Below are 16797 nucleotides of genomic sequence, written 5' to 3' on the forward strand. Positions count from 1 at the left end.
TAAAGTTTCCAAAAGAAACACCCCGCGCATGTCTCGTGAAGGGGGACGGCGCCTGTGGCACGGCAAGGCCCGTTCCACGGCGTCTGCCGGCTGTGATCGTGCCTGTTCATCCGCTCGCGGGTGCGCGGACCGCCAGGGATGGACGGCAGGAAAACTCTCCCGCAGAACCACCGACAATGGCGCATTCCGTCCCAGAAAAGAAAAGGTTTTCCGTGTTCAAGAACATGATCGTGTACCGCATTGCGCCGCAATGGCAGGTCGAATTGACACAAGTGGAAGAGGCCCTGGCCAAGGCGCCCTTCATCGAATGCGGCGCCACGCAGGAAAAGTCCCTGGGCTGGGTGCCGCCGCGTGGCGAACAGCACGGTCCGCTGGCCGAGTCGGTCGGGGGCCAATGGATCCTGCGCTTCATGGTCGAGTCCAAGGTGCTGCCCGGCAGCGTGCTGGCACGCCGCGTGAAGGAAAAGGCAGAACGCATCGAGCAGGAAACCGGCCGCAAGCCTGGCAAGAAGGAAAGCAAGGAACTCAAGGACGAGGCCAAGCTGGACCTGCTGCCCATGGCGTTCACCAAGCAGGGTTCCATGTGGGTGTGGATCGATACGGCATCGCGCCTGCTGGTGCTGGACACCTCCAGCCAGGGCCGTGCGGACGAAGTCGTCACGCTGCTGGTCGAATCGCTGCCCGGCCTGTCGGTGTCGCTCATCAACACCCAGACCAGCCCGCAAGCGGCCATGTCCCACTGGCTCAAGGAACAGGAGCCGCCCGTGGGCTTCACCGTGGACCGCGAATGCGAGCTCAAGAGCGCCACCGAGGAAAAGGCCGTGGTGCGCTATGCCCGCCACCCGCTGGACATCGAAGAGGTGCAGGCCCACATCGACGCCGGCAAGCTGCCCACCAAGCTCGCACTCACCTGGGACGACCGCGTGAGCTTCATGCTCACCGAGGGGCTTCAGATCAAGAAGGTCTCGTTCCTGGACACAGTGTTCGAAGGCTCCAAGGCCGACGACGGTGGCTTTGACACCGACGTGGCGATCGCCACGGGCGAGCTGGTCAAGCTGATTCCGGACCTGATCGAGGCGCTGGGGGGCGAGGCGGAAAGTGGGGTGGCCGGCGCGGCGGCTACCGCTGCGTCATCCCCTCCAGAGGGAAGCACTGCAGTGACGGGTCCGGTCGATGCACCAGCAGACGAAGATCCAGCATCGGCGCCGTTTTGAGGGAGGGCACGGAGATTTTTGTGTTGAGTGACAGCCAATTGCTGGCACTGTTTGGAGGGACGACGGGGGGGTGGAAAACAATTTCAGATATGGCCCGGATATCCATGGCACCCAGGCCATTGCCGTATTGATGGCTCTTGCAGTACACGCCTCTCAGGCGTGTTTGCCCATGGATTTGTAGGCGTCGATCTGTTTTTTGTTATTTCCGGCTACGTCATCACTCCCATTTGGTACCGTGAGTTTGTGCAGAGAAGATTTTCCGTCCGCGAGTTTTATGTGTGCCGGATCAACCGCATTTTCCGGCCCTGCTGCTGGTGCTGCTGTTTTACCTCATCGCCGGCCCCTGGTGTATGTATCCGTCCGAATATTGGCTGATGAGCAAGTCTGTGTTTTTCAGCTCGATATTTTGCGCCAATATCTATTTCTATCTGGAATCGGGCTATTGGGATGTAGCGAGCAAGCTCAAGCTGCTACTGCACCTTTGGTCTTTGGGGGTGGAAGAGTAGTTCTACCTGCCGTGGCCGTTGGTTTTGCTGTGGGCCCACCGTATCCGGCGTTCGCTGGTGCTGGTATGTGTGGGATGGCTGCCGGCATCTCTTGCCGGCACCTCGTTCTTACCAGTAGAAGCCCCCCGGCCGCCTTTTTTCTGCCTTTTGGACGACTGGGGGAGTTGTCATCGGGCGGGCGCTGGCGTGCATCTAATAGAGTCGTACGCAGGCAGTTGGCGCGGGCCCTGCGGTTGGTGGTCCCGCCAGCGTGGCCGTGGCGCGTTGGCATGGCTCGGTATGGTTTTGCTGGTTGCCATGCAATTTTTGCCTATAAATCCAGGCAGGTTTCCCGAGATCTATACCGTAGTGGTGCTGGCCGCCGTGTTGATGGTAGGGGATGTATCGGATGCATGGTTTAACCGGAAACTCCTTTCGCATCCAGTGATGGTGTACATCGGAAGACTCAGCTATCCGTACGTTGTATCTGTGGCATTGGCCCCTGCTAGTGTTTGCTGGCCATCCTGATACTAGGTAAGGGCGCGTTGGCCTGGCTTGGATTCCATGGCCTGCAAAGCCCCTCGGTGCCCCGGTCCGCAGGGCCACTCGATATCGATCCGACCCGGAAATCTTGTCCACAGCCTACATGAGGTATCTGCCTCAGGACAACCTGCGCAGTGTGGAGGAGGATCAGTCTGCGGAAACTGCCGCACAGGCATATGAAAATAGCTTGCGTCGGGCTACGCAGCGCTTGTTGCAGAAAAAAAAAGGTGGTTTTGGTCAAATCCGTTCCCATATATCCCATGCTGTCCACGGTGATGGCCTAAGTAACGAATTGCGGCCTGCTTGGCACGCGCAGTCAGCAGATTGCGCGAGGCCGAGGCAGACCGTCGAATGGGAGCGGCGCGAATATGATGCCCTGATAGAACGCTCAGTCCATGGATTATGGGGCGTGACCATATTCGATAATTCGAGCGATCTCTTCGATGTCCAATATTGTTATGTCAAGCGTAGTAACATTCAGCTCTATGTCGATTCAGGCCACTTCACAATGGCAGAAAGCCAGTTGATGGGAGCTGCCCTGGCACGGGCGGTGGAATACGCACTGGGCCATTGAAGAGGAAAGAGTAAACGGGAGTTGAGCCACTTGCTGAGTGGTAGGGGATGGATTCAGTTCCCCTTCATCTGTGTCCCCGAGGTTTTGCGGACGCCAGACTGCCGAACTTCCGCACAAAATTTTTCGCCATTTCTTCCCTGGTCTGCCCCCGACCAGTTGGGGCATGAACCTGAAAATCGATATCGATAATTCTGAAATTGGATAGCCTGTTCAATGAATAGAGTCATCTACTTCCCCTCGGAAGAACTTCTTCTGCTGGAATATCTTTCCTAATATAGTATGGGCGGTCGGGGGTTTTGTTGTAGAAATTATCCAGTATATTTTGAATACAACCTCCATATGCCTCCCACGGGTATAGGCTCCATACTTTCCATTGGTCAATCAGCATGACTTTGGGAAGGTATTCTGATATTTCCTTGCAGGCATCGATCTTGATCCCGAATATGGGGTTTTCATTGTATTTTTCCTGCCAAGGTAGGTAGAAAAAATGCCCCGAAGCCGGGAGTCTTTCAGAGGCTATGTATTGAAAATTCTGGAATGAATAGGCGATTATTTTGTCGTCTTTGTTGGTATATTTTTTCACGAGCAATGAAAATTCGGTTTCAGTCGGTAATCTATTTTCCTTGAATTCTTGCCGCGCTCCTGGAAGGAGTAGCGAAGATTTGGCAATGAAAAATAGACAGATGACTAGGGTGACGTATTTCAGGGAAAGTGTGTATCCCTGTACATTCCCTAACATCGGCAGAATGGAAATGGCAACAAATAAATAATAGTAAGCCAAGCCGTGAAAGTCAGCGCCCCGGACTAGCAGGCTGCCAACGCCAGCGACTAGAAGTCCTGACCGCCAGGGTATTTTATTTTCATGCCGGGAAAGACTGAAGATTCCTGCGGATGTAATTGCCAAGCTCAGGATGGTGAGAGGATAACTTGTCAATTTTTCCCAGGCGGACAGGATGATTGAGAGGATTGAAGGCGTTCCTATATAAATCGGAAGTATTTCCGAATTTAGATAGAAGTGGAATGCTAAATATCCCTTCGCTGAGCCGTAGAAATTCAGAAAAAGTAGATTCAACACCGTGCCTGAAATTATTCCACCTACTGATGTTAATATATATGGCCTCACCAATGAGGAGAAAAATAGAATAATGGCAATGGGAATGTAGGTAACAGCCAGGAACGGAAGACAAGAAAGAAGCAAAGACCCGACGAAGACCCTGTTCATGGTCAACAGATTTCGATCAATGATTGAAGGAAATGTGTATAGGAACAGTATTGTTAGAATGAGCGGTCCGACAATTGCTTGATACGTATACATGTGCCCCAGGAATAGGGGTATGAGAAAAATTATGAATGAAAACGCATAAACAACGGAAAATATGCGTGTTGTATTATTTTTTAATATGGGTGAATAGTATATTGCGCAGAGACTGATGAGTTGTAAAAGGGCGATGGGAACCCGATGGCCGCGCACTCCAAAATCCCCCATGGATTCCATGGCCACGCCGGATAGAAATGTAAGGGGGCCATGATGGTTAAATATCTCTGAATACAGATATTTTCCGGCTGCCATCATCTTGGCTGCTACGATGGTTTCTGATTCATCTCCCCATTCCTTCTGCCTGAGAAGAAAATACTGATACCTTGTCCCTAGTATCGTGCACAGCAGGAACAAGAAGCCGAGAATATAGTTGAATCCATTATTTCCGGACTCGGAATAAACTAATCTTTTCATTTATGCTCAATGCGCCTTATGCGTCATACTTTCCCAGGCAGGCGCGAAAAAGTGTTGAAAGTACCGAGATATTTCCTCTGAAGCTGCTTATTTTCGTGGGCACTTCACCTGCAGGGTATCTTCTTGTTGTGGGAATTTCCAAGCACTTGTAGCCTTCTTTTGGCGCTTTGTACGAGAGATAGGCCAAAAGCTCGTAAGCAGAAAAAATTTCCCTGAAGGGAGATATTTTTCTGTCCAGGAGCATTTGTCTGCTGTAGGCCCGGAAGCCCTGGGTTGTATCTGTCCAGTGAAAGCCAGAAGCAATGCTTAAAACGGGGGCGTGGATAAATCGAATGGCAAAATATCGAGACGCCGGCGTGTTTTCCGCGATTCCGCCTGAAATGAAACGGGAAGCCTGAACAAAATCGACCCCCTTTTGAAGGGCTTGGATGAAGCGCGGAATGGCCTCTGGATCATCTTTGTCATTGCCGTCGATGGTGACAATTCCCTGATATCCGTGGTCGAGGGCAAAGGCATAGGCACAGCGTAGTTGCGCACTGAGCTTTCCAGGCCCTTTCTTGACAAGCAAACCACTGACATCAAGGTTCTTCAAGGTGGCGGGATTGGTGGAACCGTCGCTGCTTCCACCATCCACGATGATGATGTCAGCCAGCTTCGAAATGTCGCACGCCTGCATGCGCTGCAACAGCTTCTGAATGCGTTCCCCTTCATTGATGACGGGAACCACAACGCACCAAGGGTGCTCACGACCCAACCAGAGAGGCGCATCAAAGTCGGGAATCTGCCAAGAGGCTCTTGCTTCAGGAGCAATGTCGGACATGGTTGGCATGGTTGTCATGTAATGCGTGAGGAGATAAGGAATACGCCAGCAATCACCAAAAATATTCCCGCCACGGTCATCCAATGAAAAGGTTCCTTGAAAACTATGGCTGAGAGTACTGCCACGGTGGCGACAGCCCCGCTGGTTAATATGGGATGGGCAACATTCAGAGGAAATCTTGCAAGCGCCGCGGCATATAGTAGAAATGCTCCACCGTATAGACCAAGACCAAGCCAGAATGGCCAGTTGGTAAATGCTGCCATCGGGTCTGAAAGCGAAGGGAATTTTCGGGGAGGCAGCATTGCAAGTTTAATCAATACGCTCGCTGAGGCATTGGCCGCAATACCCATCAAAAGAATGACCCATTTCATCAAATAGAGCCTTGTTGAACTTGGTAAGTGCTTTTTGCAAAGGCCAATGCACGCTGGATAGCCGCTAGATGCGGCTCATTGCTGGTCGCAAGCATTTCTATCGTCAGGATGTGTTTGGGCAAGTAGTTCATCAGCGCTTCCCTGATGCCACGATGATCTGTTCCCGGGTCGCCCAAGGGTGACAATTGTGGTTCGCTTGCGTGAATGTGGCCAATCAAATGGGCGTTTTGCGCGATCACCTCGGGAGCGCATTCGCCGTTGATGAACATAGCCCCGGTATCCAGCTGCATGCGGATGGCAGGATGCGAAACAATATTGACGACGTGCGCTGTTTCAGTGCTGTCTATCATGAAGTTGGCCCCATAGGATGGAGGGTTCGGTTCGAGACAAATTTCAACGCCATGGGTCTGCGCAATATCTCCCAATGTGCGAAAGAAGGAAACGGCACGATCTGTTGCTTCATTGACTTCCAATCCTGATCGGTCTCTGTTCCGGGGAGAGCCGAAGACCAGTTTGGTGGCACCCAAGCAGCTTCCTATCCTGCATATGGAAGCGAGGTGGCTGAGCATCGCGCTCCGGGACTCATCGGCGCCAAACATGTTCAGCCCCGTAGTGCCAAACATGAGCGCCTGCATCCCTACGATGGTGATGCCGCGCGCACCCCACCAATCCCTGACGGTGGCGATCTCCTTGTCAGTCACTGTGTCATTGTGGGGAAAATATTTCGCTGGAGCTATGTCGATGGCATCCACGCCTTGCTCATGGAGGACCTGGGCCACCGCTTCGTCTTCGGCGGTGTCCCACGCAATATTGGAAAAAGATATTCTCATGAAGCCACGCGTGGATTGGAGATCGATGAAGAAGGCTCGGATTGTGCGTAGGAGCGAATCGCCTGAAGGGTCTCGCGGCAGCTGTATTGATAGCTACCATGGCTTCCGAAAAGGGACGCGTGGCAAGTCCTCATGTCATATTTAACGGGAATGCCCTCCAAATGATTCTGGAAGGGCATGCCGAAGCCTTGGCGTGCCACCTCTTCAACACGTACCGGTTCTGCCGTGAGATGAACCAATTTCAATTCAGCCGCCAGGGCGATTTCTATGTCGCTCCATAGGTTGACCATCGGATAAAACTGAAAAATATTCCGGCTATCAATGGATTTGAGGTTGTTACTGTTGTGAAAATCGTAAACGATGTTCTTTCGCAGTCCAGGGCCTACCAATCCCGGTAGTCTAACTATGAGATGCTCGGGAAACCGGGACTGGACGAATTTCTCGAGATAACGCCTATGCAATCCGTAGGCATGTAAACCTTCTTCATCGACCGTGGTCTCTTCGGTCACCTCCACAGGTTTTTTGAAAACATCCACGGTGCTGATCAAAATAAACTTCCCGCACTCAATTGCATTGAGATGATGGATGAGGGCATCTACTATTTTCTTGTCGGCTTCAGGCTCGCGATTGGCTATCCATTTTTGTGCAGGAGCCGCGGAACAAACGACCACGTCGAATCTTTTTCCTGGAATATCCTGAATATTTTTTGATCTATAGAGCTCATCAAATGAAAATTGCTTGAGCAATGTGCTGCCCACAAATCCAGAGAAGCCAATCAGTGCTGTTTTCATGAAATGCCTTGGGGTATCGAGAGATTTTCAGAGTCTAGTTTTTCCAGTGCGTCATAGATATTGTCTATTTTTCCGCCTAGTATGGAATAACATCCCGGCAATTCGGCGTATTTTTCAAAGAGAATGGGCCTGCCGTCATCATTTTCATTCTTCTTTAGTACGGTTTTAACTTCGAAGAATGATCTAACGTGCTTGGATTTCTGGACTATCGGAATATACCTGGCTACGTCTCGGATCATGCGGTCGAATCGCGTAGCACCATCATAGTTGGCAAGCTGTTGATAGGGATCTGAATCCTGCTTGTCTTCCCAGCTGAAATGCGGCGTGTATCGAACATGCGAGAGGGTGTGCAATCCTTGCGATGGAAAAGGCATCACCGAAAAGAAGGGGCCATCCATGACGGTAATCCCTATTTTTTTAATTTCTGAAGGCATTTCTATGAGCGCCAGTTCAGTTATTTCATGCTTCAGTTTGGTGTGGCTGCCGGGGTAATCACCTTTCAGTTGATTGAGGCCGCTGTAAGTGCAATTGAAAAGATACTTGCTGTAGATGGTCTGTTTTTTCTCATGAGTGCTCTCCAGAGATATTTTCATCCCACCGGTGGTTGATCTGTTTACGAGTGTGGCACTTGTTTCCAGGAGCACGTGGACGCCACATTCGCTCAGCTCGCGTTGAGCCCACCGAGCCAACTGCATGGCATCGAAAGCATATTCCTCGACCAGGAAAACATCCTCGATAAGTTTGGGATTGAAAAGATGTCTCAGCGGCCCGTCCACACGGGTTGTGGTCGCGCCAATCTCCTGGCAGAAGCGTTCAAATTGTTTTGAATTGACTTTGGAATTACTGCGAGCTATGGCGTATAACTTCGTGAAATCCCGCGTGATGGCCTGAGGCCAATCTTGCACGAAACGTGGAAAATTAACCCGGCTACGGAAGGCGGTCGTAAAACTTCGTGGATAGTGATAACCATTGTGAACCCGTGCCTGGTTGTGATAGGACGCACGTGTCAGGAGTTCAGTCTCCTTTTCAATCAGGACAATTCGCTTGAAGCCCCGCTGACGGGCCAGGTAGATGGCTATCGCCGAGCCGTAGAAACCGCCTCCGATGATCGCAGCATCGCAATTCTGGGTGAAATCCATCACCGCACCAGTTGTTTTTCAGTTGTGCGAGGGGATGGGGCTTGCGGGGAAGCGGCTTCCTCGATGTTTAGTTTTTCGCGGCGTGTCATGTGAGCGCTGGTGAATTCCTGTCCTACATGGTAGAGCGGACCTTCATTGGAAAGGCTTGCCATGTGCAATATGTACTCCCCCAGGACCAACAATACCAGTGAAATAAGGAAAAACATTCCCGATTGTTGTAAGGAAAGGCTCACCCAGCCGGGTGCAACATTGGTTTTGAAGATGCCGATCGCGACGACATATATCGAATAGATCAGATTCGCGATGGCACCAAATAGCGAGAGGAAAGTAACAAGCCGCATGGGCGCGCGCGTTGTGGAAACGAGCAGCCTGATTCCCCGATTAATGCTTTCACCTACTCTCTTTACTTGCGGGGTGTGTGGCTCGCTGCTGTATTCCATATTTGCGCGAGTAAATCCGCCCGTGGCAGGCAAATGTCGGTAGGTGATGGCCGGTTGTGGGTGCTGGTGAATGAAATTCACCACACGTCTGCTCAGCAGGCGATATTGGGGAGCTTCTTTTTCTAGGTGAATTCCATTGAAAATCTTGTAAAATCTATTGAAGGCCGCATAAGCTAGTTCATATAAAATCCCCTGCTTCGCCTTTTTTGCGTTGCTGGCAAAAACTACATCAGCGCCATTTACGGCCTTGTCCAGCATTTCTGGAAGAAAGGAAATATCATCCTTCAAGGGGTCAATAATAGCGATGAAATCTCCAAGGGCATTTTCCAAGCCGACCCAGGCAGCCGTATCGTTGTCAACCTCCTTGATGAGTGCATAAACCTGTAGATTAGGGAGACCGGACTGGCTTGTTAATTTTTTGAGTACCACAAGGCTCTGGTCATCAGATGCTTTGTCAATGACTATGATTTCGTAGTCGCTGACGAGGGATGACAATTGTGCTGTTGTGGACAGCAAAATTCCTTCAAGATGCTGTTCGTGGTTTCGTACTACGTACACAACTGAAAGGAAAATTGGAAAATGATTCATTGAATATTTCATACTTTTCAGTGCATGTGTATCGAGCCTGTGTGGATGTGCTCAGCAGATACCACTGCCAGAAAAGATGTCTGAATAAGTTGATCTCAACCCATGAGAATACCCATGGGGGCGAACTGACCTTGATTCGAACCCTGTGCCTGAAACCTTTTACATGGCGCATGCAGATGCGCGGCACAGACTGATCGATGGAGGGACCTCGGGCTGTTCAGCTGCCTGCGCGGCAAGCCATCCGGCCTACTCTTAGTAAACGCGCCCTCTGTGCTTTTGGAAGACAAGGATCTTCCCCCGTCCCGCTCATTGCCGTTCGGCGGCTGCAGTCTTGCGAGACGGCAGTGTGTTCATGATCTCTTTCACGAACAACTTTCTCCACGCATCGCGAGTGTGGTCTTCGACAAGCTGGGGAAGAAAGCCGAACGCCAGGGTGCGTTCACCGCGGACCATGATGCCCTTGTCATTTCGCAGCAGCTCTGTAGCCAGTACCTTGAAGCCATTCTTGGGGGTAATGGCGGCATAGCTCGCATAGAGACGGCGCGAGGGCTTGAGGCGGTAGATGGCCCCATCAATCAAAAAAATGCCCCCGTTTTTCTTCCACTCTATATCGGCAATCCCAAACACCTCATGCATCCAGTCAAAGGTGGGCTTGCCGTTTTCGTCGAATTCACCCAGGCGCATGTCCTGGATGAGCGACCCGCCGTTTTTCCAGTAGGTGGTCAGCTTGGATTTGATGCTCTGTGGCAGGGCAGCCTGGTGCGGGACGAGGATGGCATCCAGGCGCTGGATGAGGGGATCGTCCTGCAGAAGGTTCTTTTCGCCGATGACATGCACATCCATCCCGGGCTCGCTGCTCAGGATCTTGTAGGACGCGAACAGCGCATCACGGTGGGTGTTTCTGCCTGCGCTTCTTTCCCCGTGCCAGACGTGAAAGTTGGTCGTGGAGCCCAGGATGCCAATCTTGATCCGGGGGGCCGTGCTGGTTGCCGCTATGTGGCCAGATGGGGCATTGAGCTTGTCCATGTCAAGGGCGGAGAGGGAGCCGCCGCCTGCCTGGTGCGCGAACCCTCCGATCTCGTAGCCCATCACATTGGCCTGCGTCAGCGATTGGGTGACGGAGCGTTGGATGACAGGCATCAGTTCCCGCGATCTTTTTTCGGCCTCCCATCGCTCACCGTAGGCACCCACCATGATTTTCCTGTAGCCCAGCGAGCCCATGTAGTTGGCAAGCGTGGGCAGGACGTCTGCATCCGGCACCAGGCTGTAGCCATCGTAGAAGTTGAAATCGATGACGGCTATGTCGATGCACCCAGCCAGTTTTTCAACGATGCCGGTGGCATAGATGGCGTCATGCGACGTGAATGTCTCGGCGAAATATCCGATCGCCTGCGCCCCCTTGTCCCGGATCACCTTGGTGTATGCGCAGGTGGCTTCCTGGAGCCGGTTTTCCCGAAACTCCTTGTGGGCATGCAAAAGAGGTTCCGCTTTGGGCACCCCTGCGGCAATGTTGTTGTTGTAGTTGATGACAGGCTGACGGGCGTTGTTGTGCTTCCTGGCGAAGTCATTCTGTGTGGACTCCTTGTAGTCCCGCCACTGGTAGCCCATCTGCCCATACTTTATTTCGTGTTCCTCCTGGAGGCCGAGGGCATAGCCGAGCACCTTTGCGGGGTAGCGCCTGGAAAAATGATCGACCGTTTGCGCGATGAAAGCGTGCGCGGGCTTTCTGATCCTGTCGTCCGTGAAATCCGGTTGCCAGCTCGGGTCGCCCGAGAAATTCCGCATGACGGCATCGGGATGTGCGGCAGTGATCCACTGCGGGACCGTGGACATGTTGGGCACCAGCTTGCCGCTCTCGTCCTTGTAGGGCCGTCCCCCCATGTCGATGACCAGCAGGAGCGACAGCCCGCCGTTGACAAGGGCATCCATGTGGCCATGGTAGTGGCTGAACTCGTACAGGCCTTTGCTGCGCTCGATGTCGGACCAGTTCAGGTACACCGTGGCGTGGCTGAATCCCTTGGACTTGAGTTCGCCGGGAAGATTCTTGTTCTGGCTGAGGTCCCAAGGCATCACGATGATGCTGGACACCGGGCGGGCCGCGACGGCGCTGCTGGCAAAAGGAATCAGGGAGAAAAGCAGTGCCGCAATGCGAAAGAGTTTTTTCATGGGGATCGCTGGAGAGTAACGCGGGGCGCTCCGGCTGGAGAGCGCTGTCCAGCGCGATCATACTGACGCGATCGGCACAGGCCTCGGAAGCCGAAGTGGCCCCCGGGACTGCGCCGGGCTCGCTCCTTGCCCAGGCGCCGCGCCACGCAAGGGCGAAGCGTATTCACAGGATCCACGGGACTCAGTTGCTATTTATTTGGTAGCAATCGATGGTGGATGGGAAAGCGCTGGAGGCAAAACTCCTGAATGGCGGCAGCGCGGGGACGGCGCCGCCCTCACACCCGCTCGAACACCGCCGCGATGCCCTGGCCGCCGCCGATGCACATGGTCACCAGCGCATAGCGTCCGCCGGTGCGGTGCAGCTCGGCGATGGCCTTGGTGGTGATGATGGCGCCCGTGGCGCCCACCGGGTGGCCCAGCGAAATGCCCGAGCCGTTGGGATTGACCTTGGACGGGTCCAGGCCCAGCTCCTGGATCACCGCACAGGCCTGGGCGGCGAAGGCCTCGTTGGCCTCGATCACGTCCATGTCCTGCACGGTGAGGCCGGTGCGCTGCAGGACCTTGCGCGTGGCCGGCACGGGGCCGATGCCCATGTAGGCCGGCTCCACGCCCGCATGGGCGTAGCCCACCAGGCGGGCCAGGGGTGTGAGGCCCAGGGCCGACACGCGTGCGCCCGAGGCCAGCACCACGGCGGCGGCGCCGTCGTTGATGCCCGAGGCATTGCCGGCGGTGACCAAACCGTCCTTCCTGAACGCGGGCTTCATGCCGGCCAGCACCTCCAGCGTGGTGTTGGCGCGCACATGCTCGTCGGTGTCGAAGACCACCGTGCCCTTGCGCGTGGCGATCTCCACCGGCACGAGCTGCTCGCGGAAGTAGCCCGCCGCGATGGCATGCGCCGCGCGCTGCTGGCTCTGCACGGCGAGTTGGTCCTGCATCTCGCGGCCGATGCGGTAGCGCTCGGCCACGTTCTCGGCGGTGATGCCCATGTGCATCTTCTGCCACGGGTCGTGCAGGATGCCGAGCATGTAGTCGATGCTCTTGGCGTCGCCCATGCGCGCGCCGTAGCGCGCGGCGGTGTCGAAGTAGGGGCCGCGGCTCATGGATTCGCTGCCGCCGCCGATGGCGATGTCGCAATCCCCGTAACCGATGGCCTGGGCCGCCGAGATGATGGCCTGCAGGCCCGAGCCGCACAGGCGGTTGACGTTGAAGGCCGGCGTCTCGATGGGGCAGCCGGCGTCGATGGCGGCCACGCGGGCCAGGTAGGCGTCCTTGGTGTCGGTGGGGATCACGTTGCCCATCACCACATGGCCGATGGCATCGGCGGGCAGGCCACTGCGCGCGATGGCGGCCCTCACGGCAGTGGTGGCGAGATCGGTGTTGGGCACGTCCTTGAGGCTGCCGCCAAAGGTGCCGATGGCGGTGCGGGCGGTGGAGAGGACGTAGACGTCTTGAAGGCTCATGGGAAGTTTCGGCGAAGGGGAGGTGGAAGGCGGGATGGAAAAAGGAAGGTCAGCGGCCCGTGAACTGCGGTGCCTGGCGCGCGTGGAAGGCGTCCACCCCGGCCTGGAAGTCCTGCGTGCCCGCGCAGTGCACGAAGGCCCGCGCCTCGGCGGCCAGTTGCTCGGGCAGGGTACGGTCCATCGACTCGCGCATCAGGCGCTTCATGGCGCCGTAGGCCAGGGTGGGGCCTGCGGCCAGGCGCTCGGCGATGGCGGTGGTGGCGGCGTCGAGCTCTGCAGCCGGCACCACGCGGTTGACCAGGCCGAGGCGCAGCGCATCCTCGGCGGTGAAGGCCTCGCCCAGCAGCGCGATCTCCAGCGCCTGGCGCATGCCCACCAGGCGCGGCAGCGCCCAGGAGGCACCCACGTCGCAGCTGGTGCCCAGGTTGATGTAGGCCAGGTTGAAGCGCGTGCCCTCTGCCACGAGCACATAGTCGGCCATCAGCAGCAGGCTCAGGCCCGCGCCCGCGGCCACGCCGTGCACCTGGGCGATGACGGGGGCGTTCATCTGCGCCAGCAGCGGCAGGGCCTGGTTCAGCGGCGTGAGGATGTCGATGGCGCCCTGCACGGGCGTGGCCCGCAGCGTGGCCAGATCACCCCCGGCCATGAAGCCCTTGCCGTTGCCGCGCAGCACCACGGCGCGCACCGTGGGGTCGGCGGCAATGGCTTGCACGCTGGCGAGAAAGGCCTGCGCCATGGGCACATCGATGGCGTTGAGTGCCTCGGGACGGTTGAAGCGCAGGGTGGCGATGGGGCCATCTCGTTCGAGCAGCAGGGGGGGTTGTGCGGGCGGTGCTTGCACGGTGGTAGACGAGTTCATGGTCAAAATACCTTCCAGCGCTTGCTGAATAAGCGCAAGACGCTTCTATATTGATAGCATTGCTGAGAGCAGGATGGCAAACGAAACCCGCAACGGCCCCCTGCGCGACCTGCCTTTTTTCTTCTCTCTACCGGTACAGCGCCTCGATCTCGGCAGCGTAGGTCTTGTAGATGCTCGAGCGGCGCACCTTCATGGTGGCGGTGACCTCGCCGTCGTCGTGGTCCAGCTCCTTGGTGAGCAGGTGGAACTGGCGGATCTGCGAGACCTGGGCCAGGCGCTCGTTGCCCCGGCGGATCTCGGCGTCGATGAGCTCGCGCACCTCGGGCATTTCCACCAGCGAGCGGAAATGCGTGAACGCCAGGCGCCGGGCCTCGGCCCACTTGCCCACGGTCTCGTAGTCGATCATCACCAGCGCACCCACGAACTTGCGGCCCTCGGCGACGATGATGCATTCCTTGATGAAGGGGCTGCCCTTCATGGTGTTCTCGATCTCCGAGGGCGTGAGGTTCTTGCCGCCGGCGGTGATCATGATGTCCTTGAGCCGGTCCACGATCTTGATCTGGCCCTGCTCCTCGCGCACCACGTCGCCGGTGTGCAGCCAGCCATCGATGATGCTCGCGGCCGTGGCCTCGGGGTTCTTGTAGTAGCCCGCGAACACCATGTCGCCGCGCAGCTGCAGCTCGCCGTTGTCGGCCATGCGGTGCTCCACGCCCAGGATGGGCACGCCCACGGTGCCGACCACCACGTTGTCCAGCCGGTGGCCCGTGACCATGCCGGTGGATTCGGTCAGGCCGTAGACCTCCACCAGCGGCAGGCCGAGCACGCGAAAGAAGCGCACCACGTCGGGCGGTATGGGCGCGGCCCCGGTGAGCGCCACGCGCGCCTCGCGCAGGCCGATGAAGTTCTGCAGCGCGCGGAACACCAGCCAGTAGCTGGCGGCGAAGGCCAGGCGCTCGCCCAGGCTCCAGGCGCTGCGCGGCTTCTCGGCCAGCGGCTGGCAGGCGGCGACCGCACGGTGGAACAGCCGGCGGCGCAGGCCCCCGGTCTCCTGCAGCTTGATGTGGATGGCGGCGTGCATCTTCTCCCAGATGCGCGGCACGCCCAGGAACATGGTGGGCGCCACCTCGCGCAGGTCTTCCTGCACGGTGCGGATGGACTCGCCGAAGTTCACCTGCGAGCCGATGTACACCGGAACGAAGCTGGTGAGCATCTGCTCGGCCACGTGGCACAGCGGCAGGTAGGACAGGTGCGTGGTGGCCGCGTCGAGCTGCAGCCGGTCGACGATGCCGGGCACCACGCCGCGGATGTTGCGGTAGCTGATCATCGCGCCCTTGGGCTTGCCGGTGGAGCCCGAGGTGTAGATCATGAGGCCCACGTCGTCGAGCGCCTGGCGCGCCAGGGCCTCGTCCACCAGCGCCTGCTGGCCGGATGCGGCGCCCAGCGCCTCCACCTCGGCAAAGGTGGCGATCAGCGCGCGCACCTCGGGTGCGAAGCTGCGCAGGCCCTTGGTCTCGATGACGATGATCTTTTTCAGGCGCGGCAGCTCGGGCAGGGCCGCGAGCAGCTTGTCAGTCTGCTCCTGGTCTTCGCAGACCATGACCTCGATGTCGGCATGGCCGACCACGTAGGCCACCTCGTTGCTGGGGCTGGTGGGGTAGACGCCCACGGTGACCGCACCGACCAGGCCCGCGCCCATCTGCGCGAGCACCCATTCCGTGCGGTTCTCGGAAATCACGCCCACATGCCCGCCCGCCGGCAGGCCGAGCGCGCGCAGGCCCAGGCCGAAGTGGCAGGCGCGCTCGTGGTAGCGGGCCCAGGTGAAGGGCTTCCAGATGCCGAAGTCCTTTTGCCGGATGGCCACGCGGCCCGGTTCGGCTCGCGCGCGCTCGCGCAGCATCTGGGGCAGGGTGAGTTCGGGGAGGTTCATGACAGCCATCTCTTGCGGCGCTTGTAGTGCTTGATGTCCTTGAAGCTTTTTGCTTCGCCACCACCCCCCATGCCCAGGTAGAACTCGCGCACGTCGGGGTCGTTGGCCAGGCGCTCGGCCGTGCCGTCGATCACGATCTTGCCGTTCTCCATGATGTAGCCCTGGTGGGCGACCGCGAGTGCCACGGTGGCGTTCTGCTCCACCAGCAGCATGGAGGTGCCGCGCTCGGCGTTGATGCGCGCGATGATGGTGAAGATGTCTTCCACCAGCTTCGGCGACAGGCCCAGCGAAGGCTCGTCGAGCAGGATCAGCTGGGGCTGGGCGATGAGCGCGCGGCCGATGGCCAGCATTTGCTGCTCGCCACCCGAGAGATACCCGGCCAGGCCCTTGCGGCGCTCGTGCAGGCGCGGGAAGTAGCTGTAGACGCTGTCGAAGTCGGGCTTCGCATCGGCGCGGCCCGTGAGCGCATAGGTCGCGGCCACCAGGTTCTCTTCGACCGTGAGGTCCTCGAACACGCGGCGGCCCTCCATCACGTGCGAGAGGCCGCTGCGCACCAGCTGCTGCGGTGCCAGGCCCGCGGTGGGCTGGCTGTTGAAGCGGATGCTGCCCGACTCCACCGTGCCGTCTTCGAGCGCCAGCAGGCCCGAGATGGCCTTGAGCGTGGTGGACTTGCCCGCGCCGTTGCTGCCCAGCAGCGCCACGATCTGGCCGCGCGGCACGGCCAGCGACAGGCCGCGCAGGGCCTGTACGACCTTGTTGTAGATGACCTCGATGTTGTTGACTTCGAGGACGTTGGTTGGACCGGTGTCTGTCATGGGCATTGCCAAAACGTCGTTGCACGTGTTTGGCCGGCGGTGT

16 protein-coding genes are annotated in these 16797 nt (G+C 57.2%); 4 read left to right on the top strand and 12 right to left on the bottom strand.

Features of this window, described 5'->3' with window-relative positions; translation table 11 throughout:
• Positions 1–212: 212 nt before the first annotated feature.
• The 4 genes from AC07OC_RS11470 (at position 213) to AC07OC_RS11485 (ending at position 2816) form a co-directional block, all read left to right on the top strand.
• The gene (locus AC07OC_RS11470; RefSeq protein WP_218339312.1) at positions 213–1214 is read left to right on the top strand and encodes a recombination-associated protein RdgC; all 1002 of its coding nucleotides are present in this window, start codon (positions 213–215) and stop codon (positions 1212–1214) included.
• 27 nt (positions 1215–1241) lie between these two features.
• A complete protein-coding gene (locus tag AC07OC_RS11475) occupies positions 1242–1589 on the top strand; it encodes an acyltransferase family protein (RefSeq protein WP_370627747.1) in 348 nt (115 codons plus the stop codon).
• Entirely contained in the window at positions 1493–1720 is a 228-nt protein-coding gene (locus AC07OC_RS11480) for a hypothetical protein (RefSeq protein WP_218339311.1), read from the top strand. Before AC07OC_RS11475 ends, AC07OC_RS11480 begins: the two co-directional genes overlap by 97 nt.
• A 610-nt stretch (positions 1721–2330) precedes the next feature.
• Positions 2331–2816 (top strand): SGNH hydrolase domain-containing protein, encoded by a 486-nt coding sequence (locus tag AC07OC_RS11485; protein WP_218339310.1) that lies wholly within the window; start codon positions 2331–2333, stop codon positions 2814–2816.
• Between the two features lie 223 nt (positions 2817–3039).
• Here the strand turns inward: AC07OC_RS11485 and AC07OC_RS11490 are convergent, their stop codons facing one another.
• The 12 genes from AC07OC_RS11490 to AC07OC_RS11545 form a co-directional block, all read right to left on the bottom strand.
• Entirely contained in the window at positions 3040–4548 is a 1509-nt protein-coding gene (locus AC07OC_RS11490; protein WP_218339309.1) for a hypothetical protein, read from the bottom strand.
• Between the two features lie 16 nt (positions 4549–4564).
• The gene (locus AC07OC_RS11495; RefSeq protein WP_218339308.1) at positions 4565–5377 is read right to left on the bottom strand and encodes a glycosyltransferase family 2 protein; all 813 of its coding nucleotides are present in this window, start codon (positions 5375–5377) and stop codon (positions 4565–4567) included.
• A 5-nt stretch (positions 5378–5382) separates the two neighbouring features.
• Positions 5383–5739: a DMT family transporter gene (locus AC07OC_RS11500; RefSeq protein ID WP_218339307.1), complete on the bottom strand. Its 357-nt coding sequence runs from the start codon at positions 5737–5739 to the stop codon at positions 5383–5385.
• A complete protein-coding gene (locus AC07OC_RS11505; protein ID WP_218339306.1) occupies positions 5739–6569 on the bottom strand; it encodes a sugar phosphate isomerase/epimerase family protein in 831 nt (276 codons plus the stop codon). Before AC07OC_RS11505 ends, AC07OC_RS11500 begins: the two co-directional genes overlap by 1 nt.
• The gene (locus AC07OC_RS11510; RefSeq protein ID WP_218339305.1) at positions 6566–7360 is read right to left on the bottom strand and encodes an NAD-dependent epimerase/dehydratase family protein; all 795 of its coding nucleotides are present in this window, start codon (positions 7358–7360) and stop codon (positions 6566–6568) included. Before AC07OC_RS11510 ends, AC07OC_RS11505 begins: the two co-directional genes overlap by 4 nt.
• A complete protein-coding gene (locus AC07OC_RS11515; protein WP_218339304.1) occupies positions 7357–8499 on the bottom strand; it encodes an FAD-dependent oxidoreductase in 1143 nt (380 codons plus the stop codon). The genes AC07OC_RS11510 and AC07OC_RS11515 overlap by 4 nt, the downstream gene beginning before the upstream one ends.
• Positions 8499–9527, bottom strand: coding sequence for a glycosyltransferase (locus AC07OC_RS11520; RefSeq protein ID WP_218339303.1), 1029 nt, complete (start codon positions 9525–9527; stop codon positions 8499–8501). Before AC07OC_RS11520 ends, AC07OC_RS11515 begins: the two co-directional genes overlap by 1 nt.
• Positions 9528–9833: 306 nt before the next feature.
• The gene (locus tag AC07OC_RS11525) at positions 9834–11693 is read right to left on the bottom strand and encodes a hypothetical protein (protein WP_218339302.1); all 1860 of its coding nucleotides are present in this window, start codon (positions 11691–11693) and stop codon (positions 9834–9836) included.
• Between the two features lie 275 nt (positions 11694–11968).
• Positions 11969–13153, bottom strand: a complete 1185-nt coding sequence (locus AC07OC_RS11530; protein ID WP_218339301.1) for an acetyl-CoA C-acyltransferase family protein — start codon at positions 13151–13153, stop codon at positions 11969–11971.
• Positions 13154–13202: 49 nt separating this feature from the next.
• Positions 13203–14012 (bottom strand): enoyl-CoA hydratase/isomerase family protein, encoded by an 810-nt coding sequence (locus AC07OC_RS11535; protein WP_218296394.1) that lies wholly within the window; start codon positions 14010–14012, stop codon positions 13203–13205.
• 127 nt (positions 14013–14139) lie between these two features.
• Positions 14140–15939 (bottom strand): AMP-dependent synthetase/ligase, encoded by a 1800-nt coding sequence (locus AC07OC_RS11540; RefSeq protein WP_218339300.1) that lies wholly within the window; start codon positions 15937–15939, stop codon positions 14140–14142.
• On the bottom strand, positions 15936–16754 hold the full coding sequence (locus tag AC07OC_RS11545; RefSeq protein ID WP_218339299.1) for an ABC transporter ATP-binding protein: 819 nt from the start codon (positions 16752–16754) through the stop codon (positions 15936–15938). The genes AC07OC_RS11540 and AC07OC_RS11545 overlap by 4 nt, the downstream gene beginning before the upstream one ends.
• Positions 16755–16797 lie beyond the last annotated feature (43 nt).

Source organism: Acidovorax sp. GW821-FHT10E04, from assembly GCF_059415185.1.

Coding starts and splice junctions, on each gene's coding strand:
- AC07OC_RS11545 (WP_218339299.1), bottom strand. CDS start 16,754: ATGACAGACACCGGTCCAACCAACGTCCTCGAAGTCAACAACATCGAG.
- AC07OC_RS11500 (WP_218339307.1), bottom strand. CDS start 5,739: ATGAAATGGGTCATTCTTTTGATGGGTATTGCGGCCAATGCCTCAGCG.
- AC07OC_RS11510 (WP_218339305.1), bottom strand. CDS start 7,360: ATGAAAACAGCACTGATTGGCTTCTCTGGATTTGTGGGCAGCACATTG.
- AC07OC_RS11505 (WP_218339306.1), bottom strand. CDS start 6,569: ATGAGAATATCTTTTTCCAATATTGCGTGGGACACCGCCGAAGACGAA.
- AC07OC_RS11515 (WP_218339304.1), bottom strand. CDS start 8,499: ATGGATTTCACCCAGAATTGCGATGCTGCGATCATCGGAGGCGGTTTC.
- AC07OC_RS11490 (WP_218339309.1), bottom strand. CDS start 4,548: ATGAAAAGATTAGTTTATTCCGAGTCCGGAAATAATGGATTCAACTAT.
- AC07OC_RS11535 (WP_218296394.1), bottom strand. CDS start 14,012: ATGAACTCGTCTACCACCGTGCAAGCACCGCCCGCACAACCCCCCCTG.
- AC07OC_RS11530 (WP_218339301.1), bottom strand. CDS start 13,153: ATGAGCCTTCAAGACGTCTACGTCCTCTCCACCGCCCGCACCGCCATC.
- AC07OC_RS11495 (WP_218339308.1), bottom strand. CDS start 5,377: ATGCCAACCATGTCCGACATTGCTCCTGAAGCAAGAGCCTCTTGGCAG.
- AC07OC_RS11540 (WP_218339300.1), bottom strand. CDS start 15,939: ATGAACCTCCCCGAACTCACCCTGCCCCAGATGCTGCGCGAGCGCGCG.
- AC07OC_RS11525 (WP_218339302.1), bottom strand. CDS start 11,693: ATGAAAAAACTCTTTCGCATTGCGGCACTGCTTTTCTCCCTGATTCCT.
- AC07OC_RS11520 (WP_218339303.1), bottom strand. CDS start 9,527: ATGAATCATTTTCCAATTTTCCTTTCAGTTGTGTACGTAGTACGAAAC.